Origin of the sequence: Citrobacter rodentium NBRC 105723 = DSM 16636, assembly GCF_021278985.1 — a bacterium.
Taxonomy (GTDB): domain Bacteria; phylum Pseudomonadota; class Gammaproteobacteria; order Enterobacterales; family Enterobacteriaceae; genus Citrobacter_A; species Citrobacter_A rodentium.
Map to the genome: position 1 here is coordinate 4,366,456 of NZ_CP082833.1, position 16,993 is coordinate 4,383,448.

Genomic DNA, 16,993 nt, shown 5'->3' on the forward strand with positions numbered 1-16,993 from the left:
TATGCCACTTCTCAATGACCTGCTCGATTTCAGCGACCATCCGCTGATGCCGCCCCCTTCTGCACAACTGTTTGCTCAGCATCTTCCCGTCGAATGGATACAACACTGCCTGACTCTTTCTGCACATGCGACCGTTCGCCGCCGTCGTTTACCTGGCGACATGGTTATCTGGATGGTCGTGGCTATGGCCTTCTTCCGTAATGAGTCGATTACCGATGTGGTTCGTCGTCTGAACCTGAGCGCGGATGGTGAAGCGGGGATGAACCTGCTGGCCCGCAGCGCTGTCACCCAGGCGCGTCAGCGCGTGGGTGCTGCACCGGTGGAATGGCTTTTCCGCCAGACCGCGCAGACATGGGGAACTGAGCGTTACCAGAAAGATGACTGGCATGGCCTGCAACTTTTTGCCATCGATGGCGCACAGTTCAGGACACCTGATGAACCTGAGCTGCGTGAACATTATGGCTCTGCCAACACATCCACTGAGCGGCAAAGCGCATACCCGGTAATGCGTCTGGTGGCTTTAATGAACCTGGGTAGTCACATTCTGCTGGATGCCGCGACCGCGCCTTACCGACGGAGCGAAACCCTGCTGGCCCACTCAATGCTCGTCACCATTCCGGATAACTCCATTACGCTGTTTGACAAGCTGTTCTACAGCGCAGACCTGTTGCTGTCGCTGAACCGGCAGGGTTGTAACCGCCACTGGCTGCTGCCCGCCTGGAAGAATATCGCAGCAGAAACGGAAGAAAGTTACGGTCCCGGAGACCGGCTTCTGAAACTGAAAGTGTCACCACAGGCAAGGAAAAAGAATCCTTCGCTGCCGGAATACTGGTATGCGCGGGCGGTAACTTATGAACTGAACGGAGTGGAAAAAACGGTCCTGACGTCACTTCAGGCAGACCGTTATAAGGCCAGAGAGGTGGCAGAGCTTTATCACTCAAGATGGGAAATCGAAGTCGGGTTCAGAAACCTGAAAAGCAGCCTGCTGAATAACGCTCTGGTACTGAGAAGCCGGAAGGTTGAGTTGCTGGAACAGGAGGTGTGGGGCATGTTGCTGGCTTATAATCTGATACGGCGTGAGGCAACAAAAGCAACGGAGAAACACAAAAAAGCGGCGTCGGAAATCAGCTTTAAGTTCGCGTTCCAGTTTATCGCCACAGAAATGATAGTGCTGGGAAATACGGTGTCACCGGGGACCATCCCGAAACGGCTGGAGCATCTGCGGGGGGCTCTGGAAGCGGTGTTCATAACAAAACGCCCCCGACCATCAAGGCCGAGGGCGGTTAAGATATCAAAAACCCGTTATCCGGTGAAACGCAATGCCGCACCGCTTAAGTGAACGGCATTACTCTGCTGGCGACGCTTAATTATCTGGAACAGCAGCGACGTGGTGAACAGGACGCTCATCACGGCGCAAACGATGAGATAAGCGAACGCTGGCAAGCGATTACCGAAAAGACGCAGCAGCTACGCGATCTGAACCAGCACAACGGCTGGCTGCTGGAAGGGCAAATCGCGCGTAATCAACAGGCGATCGAGGTGCTGAAGCCTTATCAGGAACCGACGCTTTACGGCGCGAACGGTCAAACCTCCTCCTCCCATCGCGGCGGGAAAAAATTCTCTATCTGATGATTGCCTGATGGCGCTACGCTTATCAGGCCTACCGGTCAATACCGCTTCAATTGCCTGATGGCGCTGCGCTTATCCGGCCTTGTATTATCCCTTCAGTGCAGGGAGAACCGGCCAGTTCTCTCTGCCATGCGGTCCGCATGCCGTATCAGGCCTCAGGCTAATAACCTGTGACGTAGATTTATGCAGCGGACCGCCGTTCTCCACAAGTGACAAACCGGACAGTATCATGGACCGGTTTTCCCGGTAATCCGCATTCACAAGGCTGGTCTCACTATGGAACAGGAACTTCATTTTATCGGTATCGATGTCTCTAAAGCTAAGCTGGATGTCGATGTGTTGCGGCCTGATGGCCGTCACCGCAGCAAAAAATTTGCCAACACCCCGAAGGGCCACGACGAACTTCTCCGCTGGCTCAGCGGTCATCGCGTGGCACCGGCACATATCTGCATGGAAGCCACCAGTACGTATATGGAAGACGTTGCCGCTCATCTCAGTGATGCCGGTTACACCGTCTCCGTCATCAACCCCGCCCTGGGTAAAGCCTTTGCACAGAGTGAAGGTCTGCGCAGCAAAACCGATGCAGTGGATGCCCGTATGCTGGCAGAGTTCTGTCGTCAGAAGCGCCCTCCGGCGTGGGAAGCCCCGCATCCGGTTGAACGGGCCCTGCGGGCTCTGGTGCTGCGCCATCAGTCGCTGACGGACATGCACACGCAGGAGCTGAACCGCCTGGAGACAGCGCGTGAGGTGCAGCGTCCGAGTATAGACGCCCATCTGCTGTGGCTTCATGCCGAACTTAAGCGCATCGAAAAGCAGATAAAGGACCTGACGGATGATGACCCGGATATGAAGCACCGCAGGAAGCTGCTGGAAAGTATCCCGGGCATCGGGGAGAAAACGTCCGCGGTATTACTGGCTTATACCGGTCTGAAGGAGCGCTTCACCCATGCCAGGCAGTTCGCCGCTTTTGCGGGTCTGACGCCGCGGCGGTATGAATCAGGCAGCAGTGTGAACAGGGCCAGCCGGATGAGTAAAGCCGGACATGCGTCGCTTCGCAGGGCGCTGTATATGCCTGCGATGGTGGCGGTAAGTAAAACGGAATGGGGAAGAGCGTTCCGTGACCGTCTGGCAGGGAACGGTAAAAAAGGGAAAGTGATAATCGGTGCGATGATGCGCAAGCTGGCGCAGGTGGCGTACGGTGTTCTGAAGTCAGGCGTGCCGTTCGATGCGTCCCGGCATAATCCGGTAGCAGCGTAAAATATGGTGGAAGGGATGAAAAAACAGCGCCTGACGGCGCTGTGACTGGTATGCCTGCAATCCGGTAAGGCGGAAAATAAAAAAGCTTGCAGGCGATAACAGTATCTACGGGATCAATGCCACTTCATTGCCTGATGGCGCTACGCTTATCAGGCCTACCGGTCAATGCCACTTCATTGCCTGATGGTGCTGCGCTTATCGCGCGTGGAGTGAAGGTCTGGGTAGGCCGGATAAGGCGGAACGCCGCCATCCGGCAATAAAAATACACCTGCCAATACAACTACACCGTCCGGCGCGTGAACTCTTTAACCTTAAAGCCCAACACCGCCAGCGCGGCGAAATAGGCGGCGACACCGGCCAGCACCACCGCCATCAGGCGCAGCAGACGCCACGGCATTGTCCCCAGCGACCACGCGGGCATGATGTGCAACATCCCCACCAGCACCGCCGACATCACCAGCACCGCAATCACCAGCCGCGCAAAAAAGGCCCGCCAGCCCGGCTGCGGGGTAAAGATCCTCTGCTTACGCAGCTGCCAGTACAGCAGCGATGCGTTCAGGCAGGCGGCAAGACCAATCGACAGCGACAAACCGGCATGCTTCAACGGACCGATAAACGCCAGGTTCATTAACTGCGTCATAATCAACGTCACAATAGCAATCTTCACCGGCGTTTTAATGTCCTGGCGGGAATAGAAGCCCGGCGCCAGCACCTTCACCACAATCAGCCCCATCAGCCCCACGGAATAAGCAATCAACGCCTTCTGGGTCATCAGAGCGTCAAAAGCGGTGAATTTACCATACTGAAACAGGGAAACGGTCAGCGGCCCGGAGAGGATCCCCAGCGCCACCGCGCTCGGCAGCGCCAGCAGGAAGCAAAGGCGTAGCCCCCAGTCCATCAGACGACAGTATTCATCGTGGTTGCCGCTGGCAAAGCTTTTCGACAACGACGGCAGCAGAATAGTCCCCAGCGCCACGCCGAGCACGCCGGAAGGAAACTCCATCAGACGGTCGGCATAGTACATCCACGATACCGAACCGGAGGTAAGAAATGAGGCGAAGATGGTATTGATAATCAGCGAGATCTGACTCACCGAAACCCCGAGGATCGCAGGCCCCATCTGCTTAATCACCCGCATCGCCCCGGCGTCGCGGAAGTTAATGCGCGGCAGCACCAGCATACCGATTTTCTTCAGGTGCGGTAGCTGATAAACCAGCTGTAACACGCCGCCTGCGGTCACCGCCCAGGCCAGCGCCAGCACCGGCGGGTTAAAATATGGCGCGGCAAACAGCGCGAAGCCAATCATGCTGATGTTGAGAAAGGTCGGCGCGAAGGCCGGGATCGAGAAGCGGTTCCAGGTATTGAGGATCGCCCCAACCAGCGAGGCCAGCGAAATCAGCAAAATGTAGGGAAAAGTGATTTGCAGCAGCCGGGTCGTCAGGGCGAATTTATCGGCGGTATCGGCAAAACCGGGCGCCGTCACCATAATCACCCACGGCGCCGCCAGCATCCCGGCGACGGTGACGACGGCCAGCGCCAGCGTCAGCAATCCTGAGACATAGGAGACAAAGATGCGGGTTGCCTCTTCCCCCTGCTTGCTTTTGTACTCGGCCAGAATCGGCACAAACGCCTGGGAGAACGCCCCTTCAGCAAAAATACGGCGTAACAGGTTGGGTAACTTGAACGCCACAAAAAAGGCGTCGGTCGCCATCCCTGCGCCAAAGATTCTGGCGACAATCGCATCGCGCGCAAATCCAAGCACGCGCGAAAACATGGTCATTGAGCTGACGGCCGCCAGCGATTTTAATAAATTCATGTCTTGTTGATTCCACACCCTACGGCAAAACGCCTGCAGTGCAGGCGTTGGAAGAGAGGCGCATAGTCTACCGTGATTAAGCTGAATTACTACCGCCAGATGTTACAGGCCATTATTCGCTCATCGCCTCGCGCCACAGCTTTTCCACGATGCGCTGAGCGAAAATCGCCTGCTCGCCGGCGGTTTCAGGAATCGTCTGGTTTTGCACGCAGTTGATGAAATGCCACGCACAGCCGGTAAAGCCGCGTTGTTCGAGCGTGCTTTGCCAGCCGGGAACCGGCTTCTGCACCACGCCCTGCCCGCGCTCTTCGCGCCATTCGCGCATGTCGGTGACGTCAATCAGGCCGCCGTCGGTCACCGCGCACGCACTCCCGCTGACTTCCCGCCCGGCGATGCATACTGGTGGTAATTTGCAGCTGGCTGGTCGCAAAATGGTGTTCGGCATACAGCATCTCGCCGGCCTCACTGGTGAGCATTGTGCCGCTGCTGAGCGCGGCGCTGTCGCCCGCCAGCCATAGCGCGGTGTCGACAACGTGCAGATAGTCATCCAGCAGCGTGAAGCGCAGATCGTGCGGCCCTACGCTGTCGGCGCGGTGTTTATCCATCCGCAGCGAGGCGGCATTGCCCAGGCTGGCTTTCAGCTCGCGGTAAAGCGGCGCAAAGCGACGGTTAAAGCCGACCATCAGCGTCAGCTTTTTCTTCGCCGCCAGCGCCACCAGCCGTTCGGCATCGTGCAGATTTTCCGCCAGCGGCTTGTCGACGCAGACATGCACCCCCGCATTCAGCAGTTCGCTGACCACGGCATAATGGCTGGCGGTGCTTGAGTGGACAAAGACGGCGTCGCACTGCGCCGCCAGATTAGCGAGCGAACTGGCATACGTCATCCGCCAGGTCTGGCAGATTTTCTCCGCCTTTTCGCGCGAAGGCGACCAGGCGCCCTGTAACGTCCAGTCGCTGGCGGCGCCAAGCACCGGCAGCCAGGCCTTTTGCGCAATGCCGCCCAGTCCGACCACCCCGATACGTAATTTATTCACGTGACTCTCCCGGGTGCGCCAGCAGTGAGGCAATCTGCTGCTTCAGCTCTGCGACTTCCGCTTCCAGCGCCTCAACCCGCGCCTGCAAATCGCCGCCCCCTGTTGGTGACGCGACCACAGCCAGCGCCTGCTCATCCACCTCGCCGCAGAACAGATGCATATAGCGGCTTTCGCGCTTGCCCGGCTCACGCGCCAGACGCACAACGTAAGGGCCATCCTCGCGCGTCGCCAGCCGCTCCAGCGTCGCCTCCACCTCCGCCATATCGCTGAACTCATGCATCCGTGAAGCGCGGCTGCGCAGTTCACCCGGCGTCTGCGCCCCGCGCAGCAGCAGCGTGGCGATCAGCGCAACCTCAGCTGCACTCAGCTTCAGGTCGCCAAACTCCGAATTACAGAAACGCTGTTCATATTTCGTCACCCGGTTGCCAAAGCCGCTGACCGTACGCAGAAAGTGGCGCTTCACCAGATTATCAAGCTGCTCCTGCACCTCCTGCTCCGTCAGATTCATTACCGGCTCGCGGTTGGTTTTCTGATTGCAGGCGGTGACCACGCCGTTGACGGAAAGAGGATACTGTTCGGGCGTGGTGACCTGTTTTTCCAGCAGGCAGCCAATCACGCGAGCTTCCGTGGCGGTTAATTCATATTTCATTATTCTCTCCTCACCGACCGGGGGTCCATTCCGTTGTCGTTAACGCCGTCAGCACGTGGTCGCGCCATTGTCCGTCAATCAACAGATAATCTTTGGCGTACCCCTCTTTGACAAAGCCAAGTCGCGCCAGTAAATCGCCGCTGCGTTTATTGTGCGGCATGTAGTTCGCCATAATGCGATGAATATGCTGCGTGCGCTGCATGTAGCGGATGGCGGCGGTAAGCGCTTCGAACATCAACCCCTGCCCCTGCCATTTTTGCCCGATGGAATAGCCCAGATAGCAGGCGTGGAATGAACCGCGCACCACGTTAGAGAAGTTCGCCACGCCGATAATCTCTTTTTCGTCCGGGTCGAGCAGCGCGAAATAGAAAGCGGAACCTTGTTTGTGAAACTCGGCAATCATGCTCAACCGCGCCTGCCAGCCGGAAGGATAGCAGTGGCTCTCATCACGAATCGGTTCCCAGGGCTTTAAAAAATGACGATTTTCCGCGTAATAGTCCGCCAGACGCCAGGCATCACGCTCATGCACCAGACGCACGACCAGCCGGTCTGTGGTTAAGCGCACTTTTGGCACGTTACTGCGATAGCCAAACATATTTGATTTCAACTCCTTATCCGAATCGCCGTTTCACCCTGATTCACTTACTATACCTGCGCTAAAGCACCCTGTGAAAAGCACAGATTGCCATTTTTTGAATTATTTCCGCATTTTGATGAAAACTCTCTATCAAGATGGACTTTTGATAAAAAAATATTGTCCCGGACAGGGTGGGCAAAAAGAAAGCAAAGCCGCAGAATAGAGTCTTCTTCGCTTTATATACTCCGGATACTTCGAGTATTTTCCCGGGAGGGGAAAATGTCGCGCACCTCGCAGGCCAGGAACCTGGGTAAATACTTCCTGCTTATCGATAATATGCTCGTCGTGCTGGGCTTCTTCGTGGTGTTTCCGCTGATCTCCATCCGCTTTGTCGACCAGATGGGCTGGGCCGCGGTGATGGTCGGTATTGCGCTTGGCCTGCGCCAGTTTATTCAGCAGGGGCTGGGGATTTTCGGCGGCGCGATTGCCGATCGCTTCGGCGCGAAGCCGATGATCGTCACCGGTATGCTGATGCGTGCCGCCGGGTTTGCCACGATGGGGATCGCCCATGAGCCCTGGCTGCTGTGGTTCTCCTGTTTTCTCTCCGGACTCGGCGGTACGCTGTTCGATCCGCCCCGCTCTGCGCTGGTGGTGAAACTGATTCGTCCGCAGCAGCGCGGGCGCTTCTTTTCCCTGCTGATGATGCAGGACAGCGCGGGCGCGGTCATCGGCGCGCTGTTAGGCAGCTGGCTGTTGCAGTATGACTTCCGTCTGGTGTGCGCCGTCGGCGCGGTGCTGTTTGTCCTTTGCGCCGCCTTTAACGGCCTGGCTGCTGCCCGCCTGGAAGCTTTCTACCGTGCGCATTCCGGTACGCGAAGGCATGCGCCGCGTACTCAGCGACCGGCGCTTTGTCACCTATGTGCTTACGCTGGCGGGATACTATATGCTGGCGGTACAGGTGATGCTGATGCTGCCGATTATGGTCAACGACATCGCCGGTTCGCCGTCGGCAGTGAAGTGGATGTACGCCATTGAAGCCTGCCTGTCGCTGACGCTGCTCTACCCGATCGCCCGCTGGAGCGAGAAACGGTTTCGCCTTGAGCACCGGCTGATGGCCGGGCTGCTGCTGATGTCGCTGAGCATGTTGCCGGTCGGGATGGTCAGCGATTTACAGCAGCTGTTCACCCTGATCTGCACCTTCTATATCGGTTCGATTATCGCCGAACCGGCGCGCGAAACGCTGAGCGCCTCGCTGGCGGACGCCAGGGCGCGCGGCAGCTATATGGGCTTCAGCCGTCTCGGGTTAGCCATCGGCGGCGCAGTCGGTTATATCGGCGGCGGCTGGCTGTTTGATATGGGGAAAATGCTCCACCAGCCGGAGCTGCCGTGGATGATGCTGGGCATTATTGGCGGCATCACCTTTCTCGCCCTGGGCTGGCAGTTCAGCCACAAGCGCACGCCGCGCGGGATGCTCGAACCGGGCGCCTGATTTGATACCCGCTCGTCTCTCCTCCATACTGACAGAGAACTGCCAGTAAAATGGAGGAGAGACGTGAAGCTTTATATTTACGATCATTGCCCTTTCTGCGTTAAAGCCCGCATGATTTTCGGCCTCAAAAACATCCCTGTCGAACTGAACGTCCTGGCCAACGACGACGCTGACACGCCAACGCGGATGGTGGGACAGAAAATGGTGCCAATTCTGCAAAAAGACGACAGCCGCTACATGGCTGAAAGCATGGATATCGTCCATTATGTCGACAAGAGTGATGGCAAACCGCTGCTGACCGGCAAGCAAAATCCGGCGATTGCAGAGTGGCTGCGAAAAGTGAACGGCTATGCCAATCAGCTGCTGCTGCCGCGCTTTGCTCAATCCGCCTTCGACGAATTTTCCACGCCGTCGGCCCGCCGCTATTTTATTGATAAAAAAGAGGCGACGATTGGCAGTTTTGCCGACCATCTGGCCCACTCCGCGGGGCTGACTAAAAAAATCAGCGACGACCTGCGCGCGCTGGATAAGCTCATCGTTCAACCCAACGCCGTGAACGGCGAACTGTCGGAAGATGACTTTCAGCTCTTTCCTTTGCTTCGCAACCTGACGCTGGTGTCGGGCGTCACCTGGCCGACGCGGGTGGCGGACTATCGCGATAATATGGCGAAGCAGACGCAGGTGAATCTGTTATCGTCGATGGCGATATAACCTTCGCGGGCGGCGGCGTTACTACAGCCGCCGCTATTTTCGGTTTTTTCTACTGGCGCGAATTACGCTGGTGCCGCATGCTGCTTTCTGTCAGGATCGTGACGAATGCATCATGTTGAGGAAATTCATGAAGAAGATTTTTTTTGCCGCTGCGCTGATGGTTGGCGGCCTGCTGGTCGGCTGTAACCAGCTCACGCAGTACACCGTAAGCGAACAGGAAATTAATCAGGCGCTTGAAAAGCATAACCGCTTTGCCAAAGACATCGGTCTGCCGGGCGTTGCGGACGCGCATATTGTCCTGAATAACCTGGCCAGCCAGATCGGACGTGAAGAGCCGAACAAAGTCACCCTGACCGGCGATGCCAGCCTGGATATGAACTCCCTCTTTGGCAGCCAGAAAGCGACGATGAAGCTGAAGCTAAAGGCGCTGCCGGTATTTAACAAAGAGAAAGGGGCAATCTTCCTCCAGGAGATGGAGGTGGTGGATGCTACCGTCACGCCGGAAAAAATGCAGACCGTGATGCAAACGCTGATGCCCTATCTGAATCAGTCGCTGCGCAACTATTTTAATCAGCAACCGGCTTACGTTCTGCGCGAAGATGGCAGCGAAGGCGAAGCGATGGCGAAGAAATACGCCAAAGGCATTGAAGTGAAGCCGGGCGAAATCGTCATCCCGTTTACCGATTAAAACAATAAGGGCGCGACTGCGCCCTTTTTTACGTGCAAACGAAAACGTTTCCGCTTATCCTTGGTTTCCGGCAAAAATGACACCCTCAGCCGGAGCATATTGATGACAGCACCCTCCCAGGTTTTAAAGATCCGCCGCCCAGACGACTGGCACCTTCACCTCCGCGATGGCGACATGCTGCAAACGGTCGTGCCGTATACCAGCGAAATTTACGCGCGCGCCATTGTGATGCCAAACCTGGCGCCGCCAGTTACCACGGTTGACGCCGCTATCGCTTACCGCCAGCGCATTCTCGACGCCGTCCCGGCCGGTCATACTTTTACCCCGCTGATGACCTGCTATTTAACCGACACCCTGAATCCGGATGAACTGGAGCGCGGCTTTCGCGAAGGCGTGTTTACCGCGGCAAAACTGTATCCGGCAAATGCCACCACCAACTCCAGCCACGGCGTAACCTCCATTGATGCCATTATGCCGGTGCTGGAGCGGATGGAAAAACTCGGCATGCCGCTGCTGGTGCATGGCGAGGTTACCCATGCAGAGATTGATATTTTTGACCGCGAAGCGCGTTTTATCGAGACGGTAATGGAACCGCTGCGCCAGCGTCTGCCCGCGCTGAAAGTGGTTTTTGAGCATATCACCACCAAAGACGCCGCAGAGTATGTCCGCGACAGTAATGAACTGCTGGCGGCGACAATCACGCCGCAGCATTTGATGTTTAATCGTAACCACATGCTGGTCGGCGGTATTCGTCCCCATCTGTACTGCCTGCCGATCCTCAAGCGCAACGTGCACCAGCAGGCGCTGCGCGAACTGGTCGCCAGCGGCTTTGAGCGCGCATTTCTCGGCACCGACTCGGCGCCGCACGCCCGTCATCGCAAAGAGTCAGGCTGCGGCTGCGCGGGCTGCTTTAACGCGCCGACGGCGCTGGCCAGCTACGCCAGCGTGTTTGAGGAAATGAACGCCCTGGCGCATTTTGAAGCGTTCTGCTCTCTGAACGGGCCGCGCTTCTATGGCCTGCCGGTCAATGAAACCTTTGTTGAACTGGTACGTGAAGAACAGCAGGTGCCCGAAAGCATTCGCGTCGCCGACGATACGCTGGTTCCCTTCCTCGGCGGAGAAACGCTGCGCTGGTCGGTGAAAGCCTAAAAAAAACCGCGCCGCCTGTTGTAAGCTGGCTTAATTAACTGTATAAATAACCAGTATATTCAACAGGGGGCGATTATGCGTATTGAAGTCACCATTGCTAAAACTTCACCTTTGCCTGCTGGCGCGATTGACGCGCTGGCGGAAGAACTCTCTCGTCGTATTACCCACCACTTCCCCGATAACGACGGTAACGTCACCGTGCGTTATGCCGCTGCGAATAATTTGTCCGTCATCGGCGCGACAAAAGAAGATAAACAGCGTATCAGCGAAATTCTCCAGGAAACCTGGGAAAGCGCCGATGACTGGTTCATTACAGAATAAAAAGCTCTGCCGTTGTGTTTTTGCCGGGTCGCCCCGGCTTTTTTAAATTATGCCGCCCCGCTGGCAGCGCGCCGGTGAATAAATCGTCAAATGGTTATAATTTCAGCTATCATCAAAATAACTGCATAACATACTTAAAATTAATGAATAAACTGGTGATTAATTATCCGCAAAACTCTTAAAATGCAGAAATTATCCTCTTCCCTCTTTAAATTTTCGCTGGATACCCTTATTTATTGATATACTGAAGTTGCTTCAGATAAAACGCATTGAACCTCGAAAGCCGTTGTCTTGTAACACGAATTAGGGGGCATGATGGAAAAAAATAATGAAGTCATTCAGACTCATCCGCTTGTGGGATGGGACATCAGCACCGTAGACAGCTATGACGCGCTGATGCTGCGTTTGCACTACCAGACCCCAAATCGCTCTGAAACGGACGAAACGGAAATAGGTCAAACGCTCTGGTTAACCACCGATGTTGCCAGACAATTCATTTCGATATTAGAAGCGGGTATCGCTAAAATTGAATCCGGCGACTACCAGGAAAATGAGTACCGTCGTCATTAACGAGACGGTTATATCACTCAAAAAGGCACCTTCACGGTGCCTTTGCCATTTCCGGGTTGTATAACCCGGTTCACTTAATTACTCTGCATTTATCGCGACAGCAGAGAGAAACCGATGACATACGATTTACTTATTGCAGGCAGCGGCTCCGTAGGGGCGGCCGCTGGTTACTACGCCACCCGCGCCGGACTGAAGGTGCTGATGATCGATGCGCATCTGCCGCCGCATCAGCAGGGAAGCCATCATGGCGACACGCGATTAATCCGTCACGCTTACGGCGAAGGCGAGAAATATGTCCCGCTGGTGCTGCGCGCCCAGACGCTGTGGGATGAACTCTCCGCCGACGCTGAGGAGCCCGTTTTTGTCCGCTCCGGGGTGATCAATCTGGGTCCCGCTCACTCGGCGTTTCTTGCCAACGTCGCCAGCAGCGCGAAGCAGTGGCAGCTCAACGTCGAACAACTGGACGCCGCCGCCATCATGGCGCGCTGGCCGGAAATTCGCGTACCCGATGATTATATCGGCCTGTTTGAAGCCGACTCCGGCTTTTTACGCAGCGAACTGGCGATCAAAACCTGGATTCGGCTGGCGAAAGAGGGAGGTTGCGCCCAGCTTTTCAACTGCCCGGTAACGGCAATTCATCACGATGAGGATGGCGGCGTCACGGTTGAGACGGCAGACGGCGAATATCGCGCGAAGAAAGCGCTGGTCAGCGCGGGAACCTGGGTGCAGAAGCTGCTGCCCGACCTGCCTGTCCAGCCCGTGCGCAAAGTGTTTGCCTGGTATCAGGCGGATGGCCGCTACAGCAGCAAAAACAACTTTCCCGCCTTTACCGGCGAGCTGCTCAACGGCGATCAGTTCTATGGCTTCCCGGCAGAAAACGACGCGCTGAAGATCGGCAGGCATAACGGCGGTCAGGTCATCCAGCACGAAGAAGAACGCAAGCCCTTCGCCGCGGTCGCCAGCGATGGCGCCGAAGCGTTCCCGTTCCTGCGCAACGTGCTTCCCGGCATCGGCTGCTGCTTATATGGCGCGACCTGTACCTACGACAATTCGCCGGATGAAGATTTCATCATCGACACGCTGCCCGGCCACGATAACACGCTGGTGATCACCGGTCTTAGCGGTCACGGCTTTAAATTTGCTTCGGTACTGGGTGAAATTGCCGCCGATTTCGCGCAAAATAAGCCGTCTGGCTTTGACCTGACCCCCTTCCGGCTGGCCCGTTTTACGGCCTGACGGCATAACGGCCTCGCCAGGAGGCCCTTTTTCTGGTGTGAATAACAATAATGCGTCGTCTGTTTCAGTTCTGGGTAAACAATATTCGCCAGCATTTTATGCTGTACATTTTCTTATGGTCGCTGCTGGCGATTCTGGACGTTATTTACATCTACTTCTTCTGACCGTCGCCCTGACAAATATTGACAAAAACTGAATTTATCGCCAGTTTCGTTGGGATATTTTGAACGACACCGCTTTCCTGCATACGTTGCCCTTTCTCACCTGAGCGTGAGACTTAACGAATCCTTTGAAGTAATTTTATTAATTAACGCTAAATTTTTGAATAAAAATAAAAAAAGCGAAGCTACGTTATTTTTTAGTTGCATTAATGTCATTTACGCGCCATTTTCATTCCATCCCGAAATATCATCTGGTGTGTTTATGCAGTTTTCAAATACTCCGCAACGCTATGGTTTTTTCTCTATTGCCCTGCACTGGCTGACCGCCCTTGTGGTTTACGGCATGTTCGGCCTGGGTCTGTGGATGGTGTCACTCAGCTATTACGATGGCTGGTATCATCAGGGGCCGGAGATCCACAAAAGCATTGGTATTCTGCTGATGATGGGGCTGGTGATACGCATCGTCTGGCGTTTCCTGTCGCCACCGCCCGGTCCGCTGCAAAGCTACTCCCCGCTCATCCGCACTGGCGCCTCGCTGGCGCACATGGCCTTGTATCTGCTGCTGTTCGCCATTGTCATCAGCGGATACCTGATCTCGACGGCTGACGGCAAGCCGATCAGCGTATTTGGCTGGTTCGACGTACCGGCGACCTTCGCCGACGCCGGCGCGCAGGCCGACCTCGCCGGAAGCGTACATCTGTGGCTGGCCTGGACGGTGGTGATTCTCTCTGTTCTGCATGGCCTGATGGCCTTCAAACACCACTTTATCGATAAAGACGACACCCTCAAGCGTATGCTGGGTAAATCGTCATCTGACTATGGAGCTGAAAAATGAAAAAAAGCCTGCTGGGTTTAACCTTCGCCTCACTGCTGTTCACCACCGGTTCCGCGCTGGCGGCGGACTATAAAATCGACAAAGAAGGCCAACACGCCTTTATTAATTTCCGTATTCAGCATCTGGGCTACAGCTGGCTGTACGGCACGTTTAAAGATTTCGACGGCACTTTTACCTTTGACGAAAAGAACCCTGCCGCCGATAAGGTGAACGTCACCATTAACACGAACAGCGTTGACACCAACCACGCCGAGCGCGACAAGCACCTGCGCAGCGCTGATTTCCTCAACGTGGCGAAATTCCCGCAGGCCACCTTCACCTCCACCAGCGTGAAGAAAGATGGCGATGAACTGGATATTACCGGTAATCTGACCTTAAACGGGGTGACCAAACCGGTTACCCTGGAAGCGAAAATGATCGGTCAGGGTGACGATCCGTGGGGCAGCAAGCGCGCAGGCTTTGAAGCGGAAGGCAAAATTAAGCTGAAGGACTTCAATATCACCAAGGATCTGGGACCGGTGTCGCAGGAAGTGGATCTGATCATCTCGGTTGAAGGCGTTCAGCAGAAATAACGTCGCGAATGCCCGGTGGCGCTGACGCTTACCGGGCCTACCGACTGGTATGGATTACCGGGCCGGATAACGCCATCCGGCACAGGTTACTCAGCAGGATCGGGGATACCGAGCACGGTATTCAGTCGCCCGCGCGATTTATTAAAAATCTTGTTGCCGTTCTCACGCCCCGCGCGACGGCGGCGCTGCTCCTCTTCCGGCAGCTCAAGCTCTTCGCAGCACAGCTCGCTACAGCATCCTGTAAACTTCTCCGCACAGGCCGGACACTGAATAAACAGCAGATGACAGCCGTCGTTTTTGCAGTTGGTGTGGCTGTCGCACGGCGCGCCGCACTGGTGACAGTGGGCGATCACCTCTTCGGAAATACGCTCGCCCATCCGCTCATCAAAAACAAAGTTCTTACCGATAAAGCGTACCGGTAGCCCCTGCTCGCGCGCCCTGCGCGCATATTCGATGATGCCGCCTTCAATGTGCCACACCTTGTTAAAGCCGTTATGTTTCATCCAGGCGCTGGCTTTTTCACAACGAATGCCGCCGGTGCAGTACATCACAATTTTTTTGTCTTTATGTTCCTGCATCATTTCGATCGCTTTCGGCAACTGCTCGCGGAAGGTATCAGCCGGAATTTCCAGCGCGTTCTCGAAATGGCCCACTTCATATTCATAGTGGTTACGCATATCGATAAACACCGCATCGGGATCGTCAAGCATCGCGTTGACTTCCGCGGCCTGCAGGTAATCGCCGACGTTGCTGGCGTCAAAGCGCGGATCGTCAATGCCGTCCGCGACGATGCGATCGCGCACCTTCATGCGCAAGACCCAGAACGATTTCCCGTCGTCATCCAGCGCGATGTTCAGCCGCAGCCCGTCCAGCGCCGGGTCGAAGGCGTAAAGCTGCTGACGGAAATTGTCGAGCTGGCTTTGCGGCACGCTGATCTGGGCGTTAATGCCCTCCTGCGCCAGGTAGACGCGACCAAAGACGTTCAGCGCGCTGAACCGCTGATACAGCGCGTCGCGCGCGGCCTGCGGATTAGCGATAGTAAAATATTTATAGAATGAGATCGTCGTGCGCGGCTCTGTTTCAGCCAGCATCCGGGCTTTCAGGAGGTCATTCGAGATGCGGTTGTGTAACACTGGCATGGTGTACGGTTCCTGCAATAAGTGAAAAGCAAAATCGGGCGGCATCATATAGCAATTGATGCCAATTTACATCCACACATTTTGCGCTACATTTCCTTCTTCATTCTAAAAATTTAACAACATTTGTCGGAATTATCGCCATATCCGCCGCGCGGATTTTTGCTGCAGGCAAAAAAATGCCACAATACAGATAATTGCCCGTTTTTGGTTCATAACAGGAAAGAGATGACGAATTTACCTAAGTTCTCCGCAGCACTACTGCATCCACGGTACTGGTTAACCTGGCTCGGTATTGGCGCACTTTGGTTGGTCGTGCAACTGCCCTATCCCCTCATCTATCGCTTAGGCCATCTGCTGGGACATCTGGCGCTTCGTCTGATGAAGCAACGCGCGAAAGTTGCCCGGCGCAATCTCGAACTGTGCTTCCCGGATATGAGCGAGCAGGAGCGACAGGCGCTGGTAGTCAAAAACTTTGAATCGGTCGGCATGGGCTTGATGGAAACCGGCATGGCCTGGTTCTGGCCCGACCGGCGGATTTCGCGCTGGACCGAAGTAATCGGTATGGAGCATATCCGCGACGTTCAGGCGCAGCAGCGCGGCATTTTGCTGGTAGGGCTACACTTCCTGACGCTGGAGCTGGGGGCGCGTCAGTTCGGCCTGCAGGAACCGGGGATCGGGGTGTACCGGCCAAACGATAACCCCCTGCTCGACTGGCTACAGACCTGGGGACGAATGCGCTCTAATAAATCGATGCTCGATCGCAAAGACCTGAAAGGTATGATCAAGGCGCTGAAGAAAGGCGAAGTGGTCTGGTATGCGCCGGATCATGACTATGGCCCGCGCGCCAGCGTGTTCGTGCCGCTGTTCGCCGTCGAACAGGCCGCCACGACCTCCGGCACCTGGATGCTCTCAAAGATGTCCAACGCCTGTCTGGTACCTTTCGTGCCGCGGCGTAAACCCGACGGCACAGGCTACCAGTTAATCATGTTGCCGCCGGAGTGCTCACCGCCGCTGGAAAATGCGGAAATCACGGCGGCCTGGATGAACAAGATTGTCGAGAAGTGCATCATGATGGCGCCGGAGCAGTATATGTGGCTGCATCGCCGCTTCAAGACACGTCCTGAAGGCGTTCCTTCCCGCTACTGACGCTTCCCTTCGCA

General features: G+C 55.8%; 16 protein-coding genes and 3 pseudogenes. 14 read left to right on the forward strand and 5 right to left on the reverse strand.

The features are described 5' to 3' along the window. Position 1 precedes the first annotated feature (1 nt). From K7R23_RS20795 to K7R23_RS20805, 3 genes and pseudogenes are all read left to right on the forward strand, one after another. Positions 2-1,339, forward strand: a complete 1,338-nt coding sequence (locus tag K7R23_RS20795; RefSeq protein ID WP_012904641.1) for an IS4-like element ISCro3 family transposase — start codon at positions 2-4, stop codon at positions 1,337-1,339. Between the two features lie 8 nt (positions 1,340-1,347). Continuing rightward, positions 1,348-1,629, forward strand: a pseudogene (gene flgN / locus K7R23_RS20800) (flagellar export chaperone FlgN); the annotation flags it as partial. A 276-nt stretch (positions 1,630-1,905) separates the two neighbouring features. Continuing rightward, on the forward strand, positions 1,906-2,886 hold the full coding sequence (locus K7R23_RS20805) for an IS110-like element ISCro4 family transposase (RefSeq protein ID WP_012904434.1): 981 nt from the start codon (positions 1,906-1,908) through the stop codon (positions 2,884-2,886). 280 nt (positions 2,887-3,166) lie between these two features. On the opposite strand, the gene murJ is transcribed toward K7R23_RS20805, so the two are convergent. The 4 genes and pseudogenes from murJ to rimJ all read right to left on the reverse strand — a co-directional run bounded on the left by murJ (position 3,167) and on the right by rimJ (position 6,980). Then, entirely contained in the window at positions 3,167-4,702 is a 1,536-nt protein-coding gene (gene murJ / locus K7R23_RS20810) for a murein biosynthesis integral membrane protein MurJ (protein WP_012905426.1), read from the reverse strand. Positions 4,703-4,814: 112 nt separating this feature from the next. Next, positions 4,815-5,736: pseudogene (locus tag K7R23_RS20815) on the reverse strand (Gfo/Idh/MocA family protein). Then, positions 5,729-6,385 carry a YceH family protein gene (locus tag K7R23_RS20820; RefSeq protein WP_012905425.1) on the reverse strand — a complete coding sequence of 219 codons (657 nt, stop codon included), beginning with the start codon at positions 6,383-6,385 and terminating at the stop codon, positions 5,729-5,731. The pseudogene K7R23_RS20815 and the gene K7R23_RS20820 overlap by 8 nt, the downstream one beginning before the upstream one ends. A 10-nt stretch (positions 6,386-6,395) precedes the next feature. Further along, positions 6,396-6,980, reverse strand: a complete 585-nt coding sequence (gene rimJ, locus K7R23_RS20825; protein WP_012905424.1) for a ribosomal protein S5-alanine N-acetyltransferase — start codon at positions 6,978-6,980, stop codon at positions 6,396-6,398. A 261-nt stretch (positions 6,981-7,241) separates the two neighbouring features. On the opposite strand from rimJ, the pseudogene mdtH reads away from it, so the two are divergent. The 10 genes and pseudogenes from mdtH to K7R23_RS20875 all read left to right on the forward strand — a co-directional run bounded on the left by mdtH (position 7,242) and on the right by K7R23_RS20875 (position 14,694). Beyond that, a pseudogene (gene mdtH, locus K7R23_RS20830) lies at positions 7,242-8,451 on the forward strand (multidrug efflux MFS transporter MdtH). A gap of 63 nt (positions 8,452-8,514) precedes the next feature. Next, on the forward strand, positions 8,515-9,162 hold the full coding sequence (gene grxB / locus K7R23_RS20835; RefSeq protein ID WP_012905423.1) for a glutaredoxin 2: 648 nt from the start codon (positions 8,515-8,517) through the stop codon (positions 9,160-9,162). Positions 9,163-9,289: 127 nt separating this feature from the next. Further along, positions 9,290-9,850 carry a lipoprotein gene (locus K7R23_RS20840; RefSeq protein ID WP_012905422.1) on the forward strand — a complete coding sequence of 187 codons (561 nt, stop codon included), beginning with the start codon at positions 9,290-9,292 and terminating at the stop codon, positions 9,848-9,850. A gap of 102 nt (positions 9,851-9,952) precedes the next feature. Then, positions 9,953-10,999 carry a dihydroorotase gene (gene pyrC / locus K7R23_RS20845; protein ID WP_012905421.1) on the forward strand — a complete coding sequence of 349 codons (1,047 nt, stop codon included), beginning with the start codon at positions 9,953-9,955 and terminating at the stop codon, positions 10,997-10,999. Between the two features lie 75 nt (positions 11,000-11,074). Next, positions 11,075-11,320, forward strand: a complete 246-nt coding sequence (gene dinI, locus K7R23_RS20850; RefSeq protein WP_012905420.1) for a DNA damage-inducible protein I — start codon at positions 11,075-11,077, stop codon at positions 11,318-11,320. Positions 11,321-11,635: 315 nt separating this feature from the next. Next, a complete protein-coding gene (bssS, locus tag K7R23_RS20855; RefSeq protein WP_024132607.1) occupies positions 11,636-11,890 on the forward strand; it encodes a biofilm formation regulator BssS in 255 nt (84 codons plus the stop codon). Between the two features lie 114 nt (positions 11,891-12,004). After that, a complete protein-coding gene (gene solA, locus K7R23_RS20860) occupies positions 12,005-13,126 on the forward strand; it encodes an N-methyl-L-tryptophan oxidase (protein WP_012905417.1) in 1,122 nt (373 codons plus the stop codon). A 50-nt stretch (positions 13,127-13,176) separates the two neighbouring features. Next, positions 13,177-13,290: a YceO family protein gene (locus K7R23_RS20865; protein ID WP_012905416.1), complete on the forward strand. Its 114-nt coding sequence runs from the start codon at positions 13,177-13,179 to the stop codon at positions 13,288-13,290. 259 nt (positions 13,291-13,549) lie between these two features. Further along, on the forward strand, positions 13,550-14,122 hold the full coding sequence (locus K7R23_RS20870) for a cytochrome b (RefSeq protein ID WP_012905415.1): 573 nt from the start codon (positions 13,550-13,552) through the stop codon (positions 14,120-14,122). Next, on the forward strand, positions 14,119-14,694 hold the full coding sequence (locus tag K7R23_RS20875) for a YceI family protein (RefSeq protein ID WP_012905414.1): 576 nt from the start codon (positions 14,119-14,121) through the stop codon (positions 14,692-14,694). The genes K7R23_RS20870 and K7R23_RS20875 overlap by 4 nt, the downstream gene beginning before the upstream one ends. Positions 14,695-14,780: 86 nt before the next feature. Here K7R23_RS20875 and trhO read toward each other — a convergent pair whose 3' ends face one another. Beyond that, entirely contained in the window at positions 14,781-15,833 is a 1,053-nt protein-coding gene (gene trhO / locus K7R23_RS20880) for an oxygen-dependent tRNA uridine(34) hydroxylase TrhO (RefSeq protein ID WP_012905413.1), read from the reverse strand. A gap of 225 nt (positions 15,834-16,058) precedes the next feature. On the opposite strand from trhO, the gene K7R23_RS20885 reads away from it, so the two are divergent. Further along, positions 16,059-16,979 (forward strand): Kdo(2)-lipid IV(A) acyltransferase, encoded by a 921-nt coding sequence (locus K7R23_RS20885; protein WP_012905412.1) that lies wholly within the window; start codon positions 16,059-16,061, stop codon positions 16,977-16,979. The last annotated feature ends 14 nt before the right edge of the window (positions 16,980-16,993 follow it).

Bases quoted from the DNA above. Each gene is read 5' to 3' on its own strand.
- K7R23_RS20795 (WP_012904641.1), top strand. From the start codon at position 2: ATGCCACTTCTCAATGACCTGCTCGATTTCAGCGACCATCCGCTGATG.
- K7R23_RS20805 (WP_012904434.1), top strand. From the start codon at position 1,906: ATGGAACAGGAACTTCATTTTATCGGTATCGATGTCTCTAAAGCTAAG.
- murJ (WP_012905426.1), bottom strand. From the start codon at position 4,702: ATGAATTTATTAAAATCGCTGGCGGCCGTCAGCTCAATGACCATGTTT.
- K7R23_RS20820 (WP_012905425.1), bottom strand. From the start codon at position 6,385: ATGAAATATGAATTAACCGCCACGGAAGCTCGCGTGATTGGCTGCCTG.
- rimJ (WP_012905424.1), bottom strand. From the start codon at position 6,980: ATGTTTGGCTATCGCAGTAACGTGCCAAAAGTGCGCTTAACCACAGAC.
- K7R23_RS20840 (WP_012905422.1), top strand. From the start codon at position 9,290: ATGAAGAAGATTTTTTTTGCCGCTGCGCTGATGGTTGGCGGCCTGCTG.
- pyrC (WP_012905421.1), top strand. From the start codon at position 9,953: ATGACAGCACCCTCCCAGGTTTTAAAGATCCGCCGCCCAGACGACTGG.
- dinI (WP_012905420.1), top strand. From the start codon at position 11,075: ATGCGTATTGAAGTCACCATTGCTAAAACTTCACCTTTGCCTGCTGGC.
- bssS (WP_024132607.1), top strand. From the start codon at position 11,636: ATGGAAAAAAATAATGAAGTCATTCAGACTCATCCGCTTGTGGGATGG.
- solA (WP_012905417.1), top strand. From the start codon at position 12,005: ATGACATACGATTTACTTATTGCAGGCAGCGGCTCCGTAGGGGCGGCC.
- K7R23_RS20865 (WP_012905416.1), top strand. From the start codon at position 13,177: ATGCGTCGTCTGTTTCAGTTCTGGGTAAACAATATTCGCCAGCATTTT.
- K7R23_RS20870 (WP_012905415.1), top strand. From the start codon at position 13,550: ATGCAGTTTTCAAATACTCCGCAACGCTATGGTTTTTTCTCTATTGCC.
- K7R23_RS20875 (WP_012905414.1), top strand. From the start codon at position 14,119: ATGAAAAAAAGCCTGCTGGGTTTAACCTTCGCCTCACTGCTGTTCACC.
- trhO (WP_012905413.1), bottom strand. From the start codon at position 15,833: ATGCCAGTGTTACACAACCGCATCTCGAATGACCTCCTGAAAGCCCGG.
- K7R23_RS20885 (WP_012905412.1), top strand. From the start codon at position 16,059: ATGACGAATTTACCTAAGTTCTCCGCAGCACTACTGCATCCACGGTAC.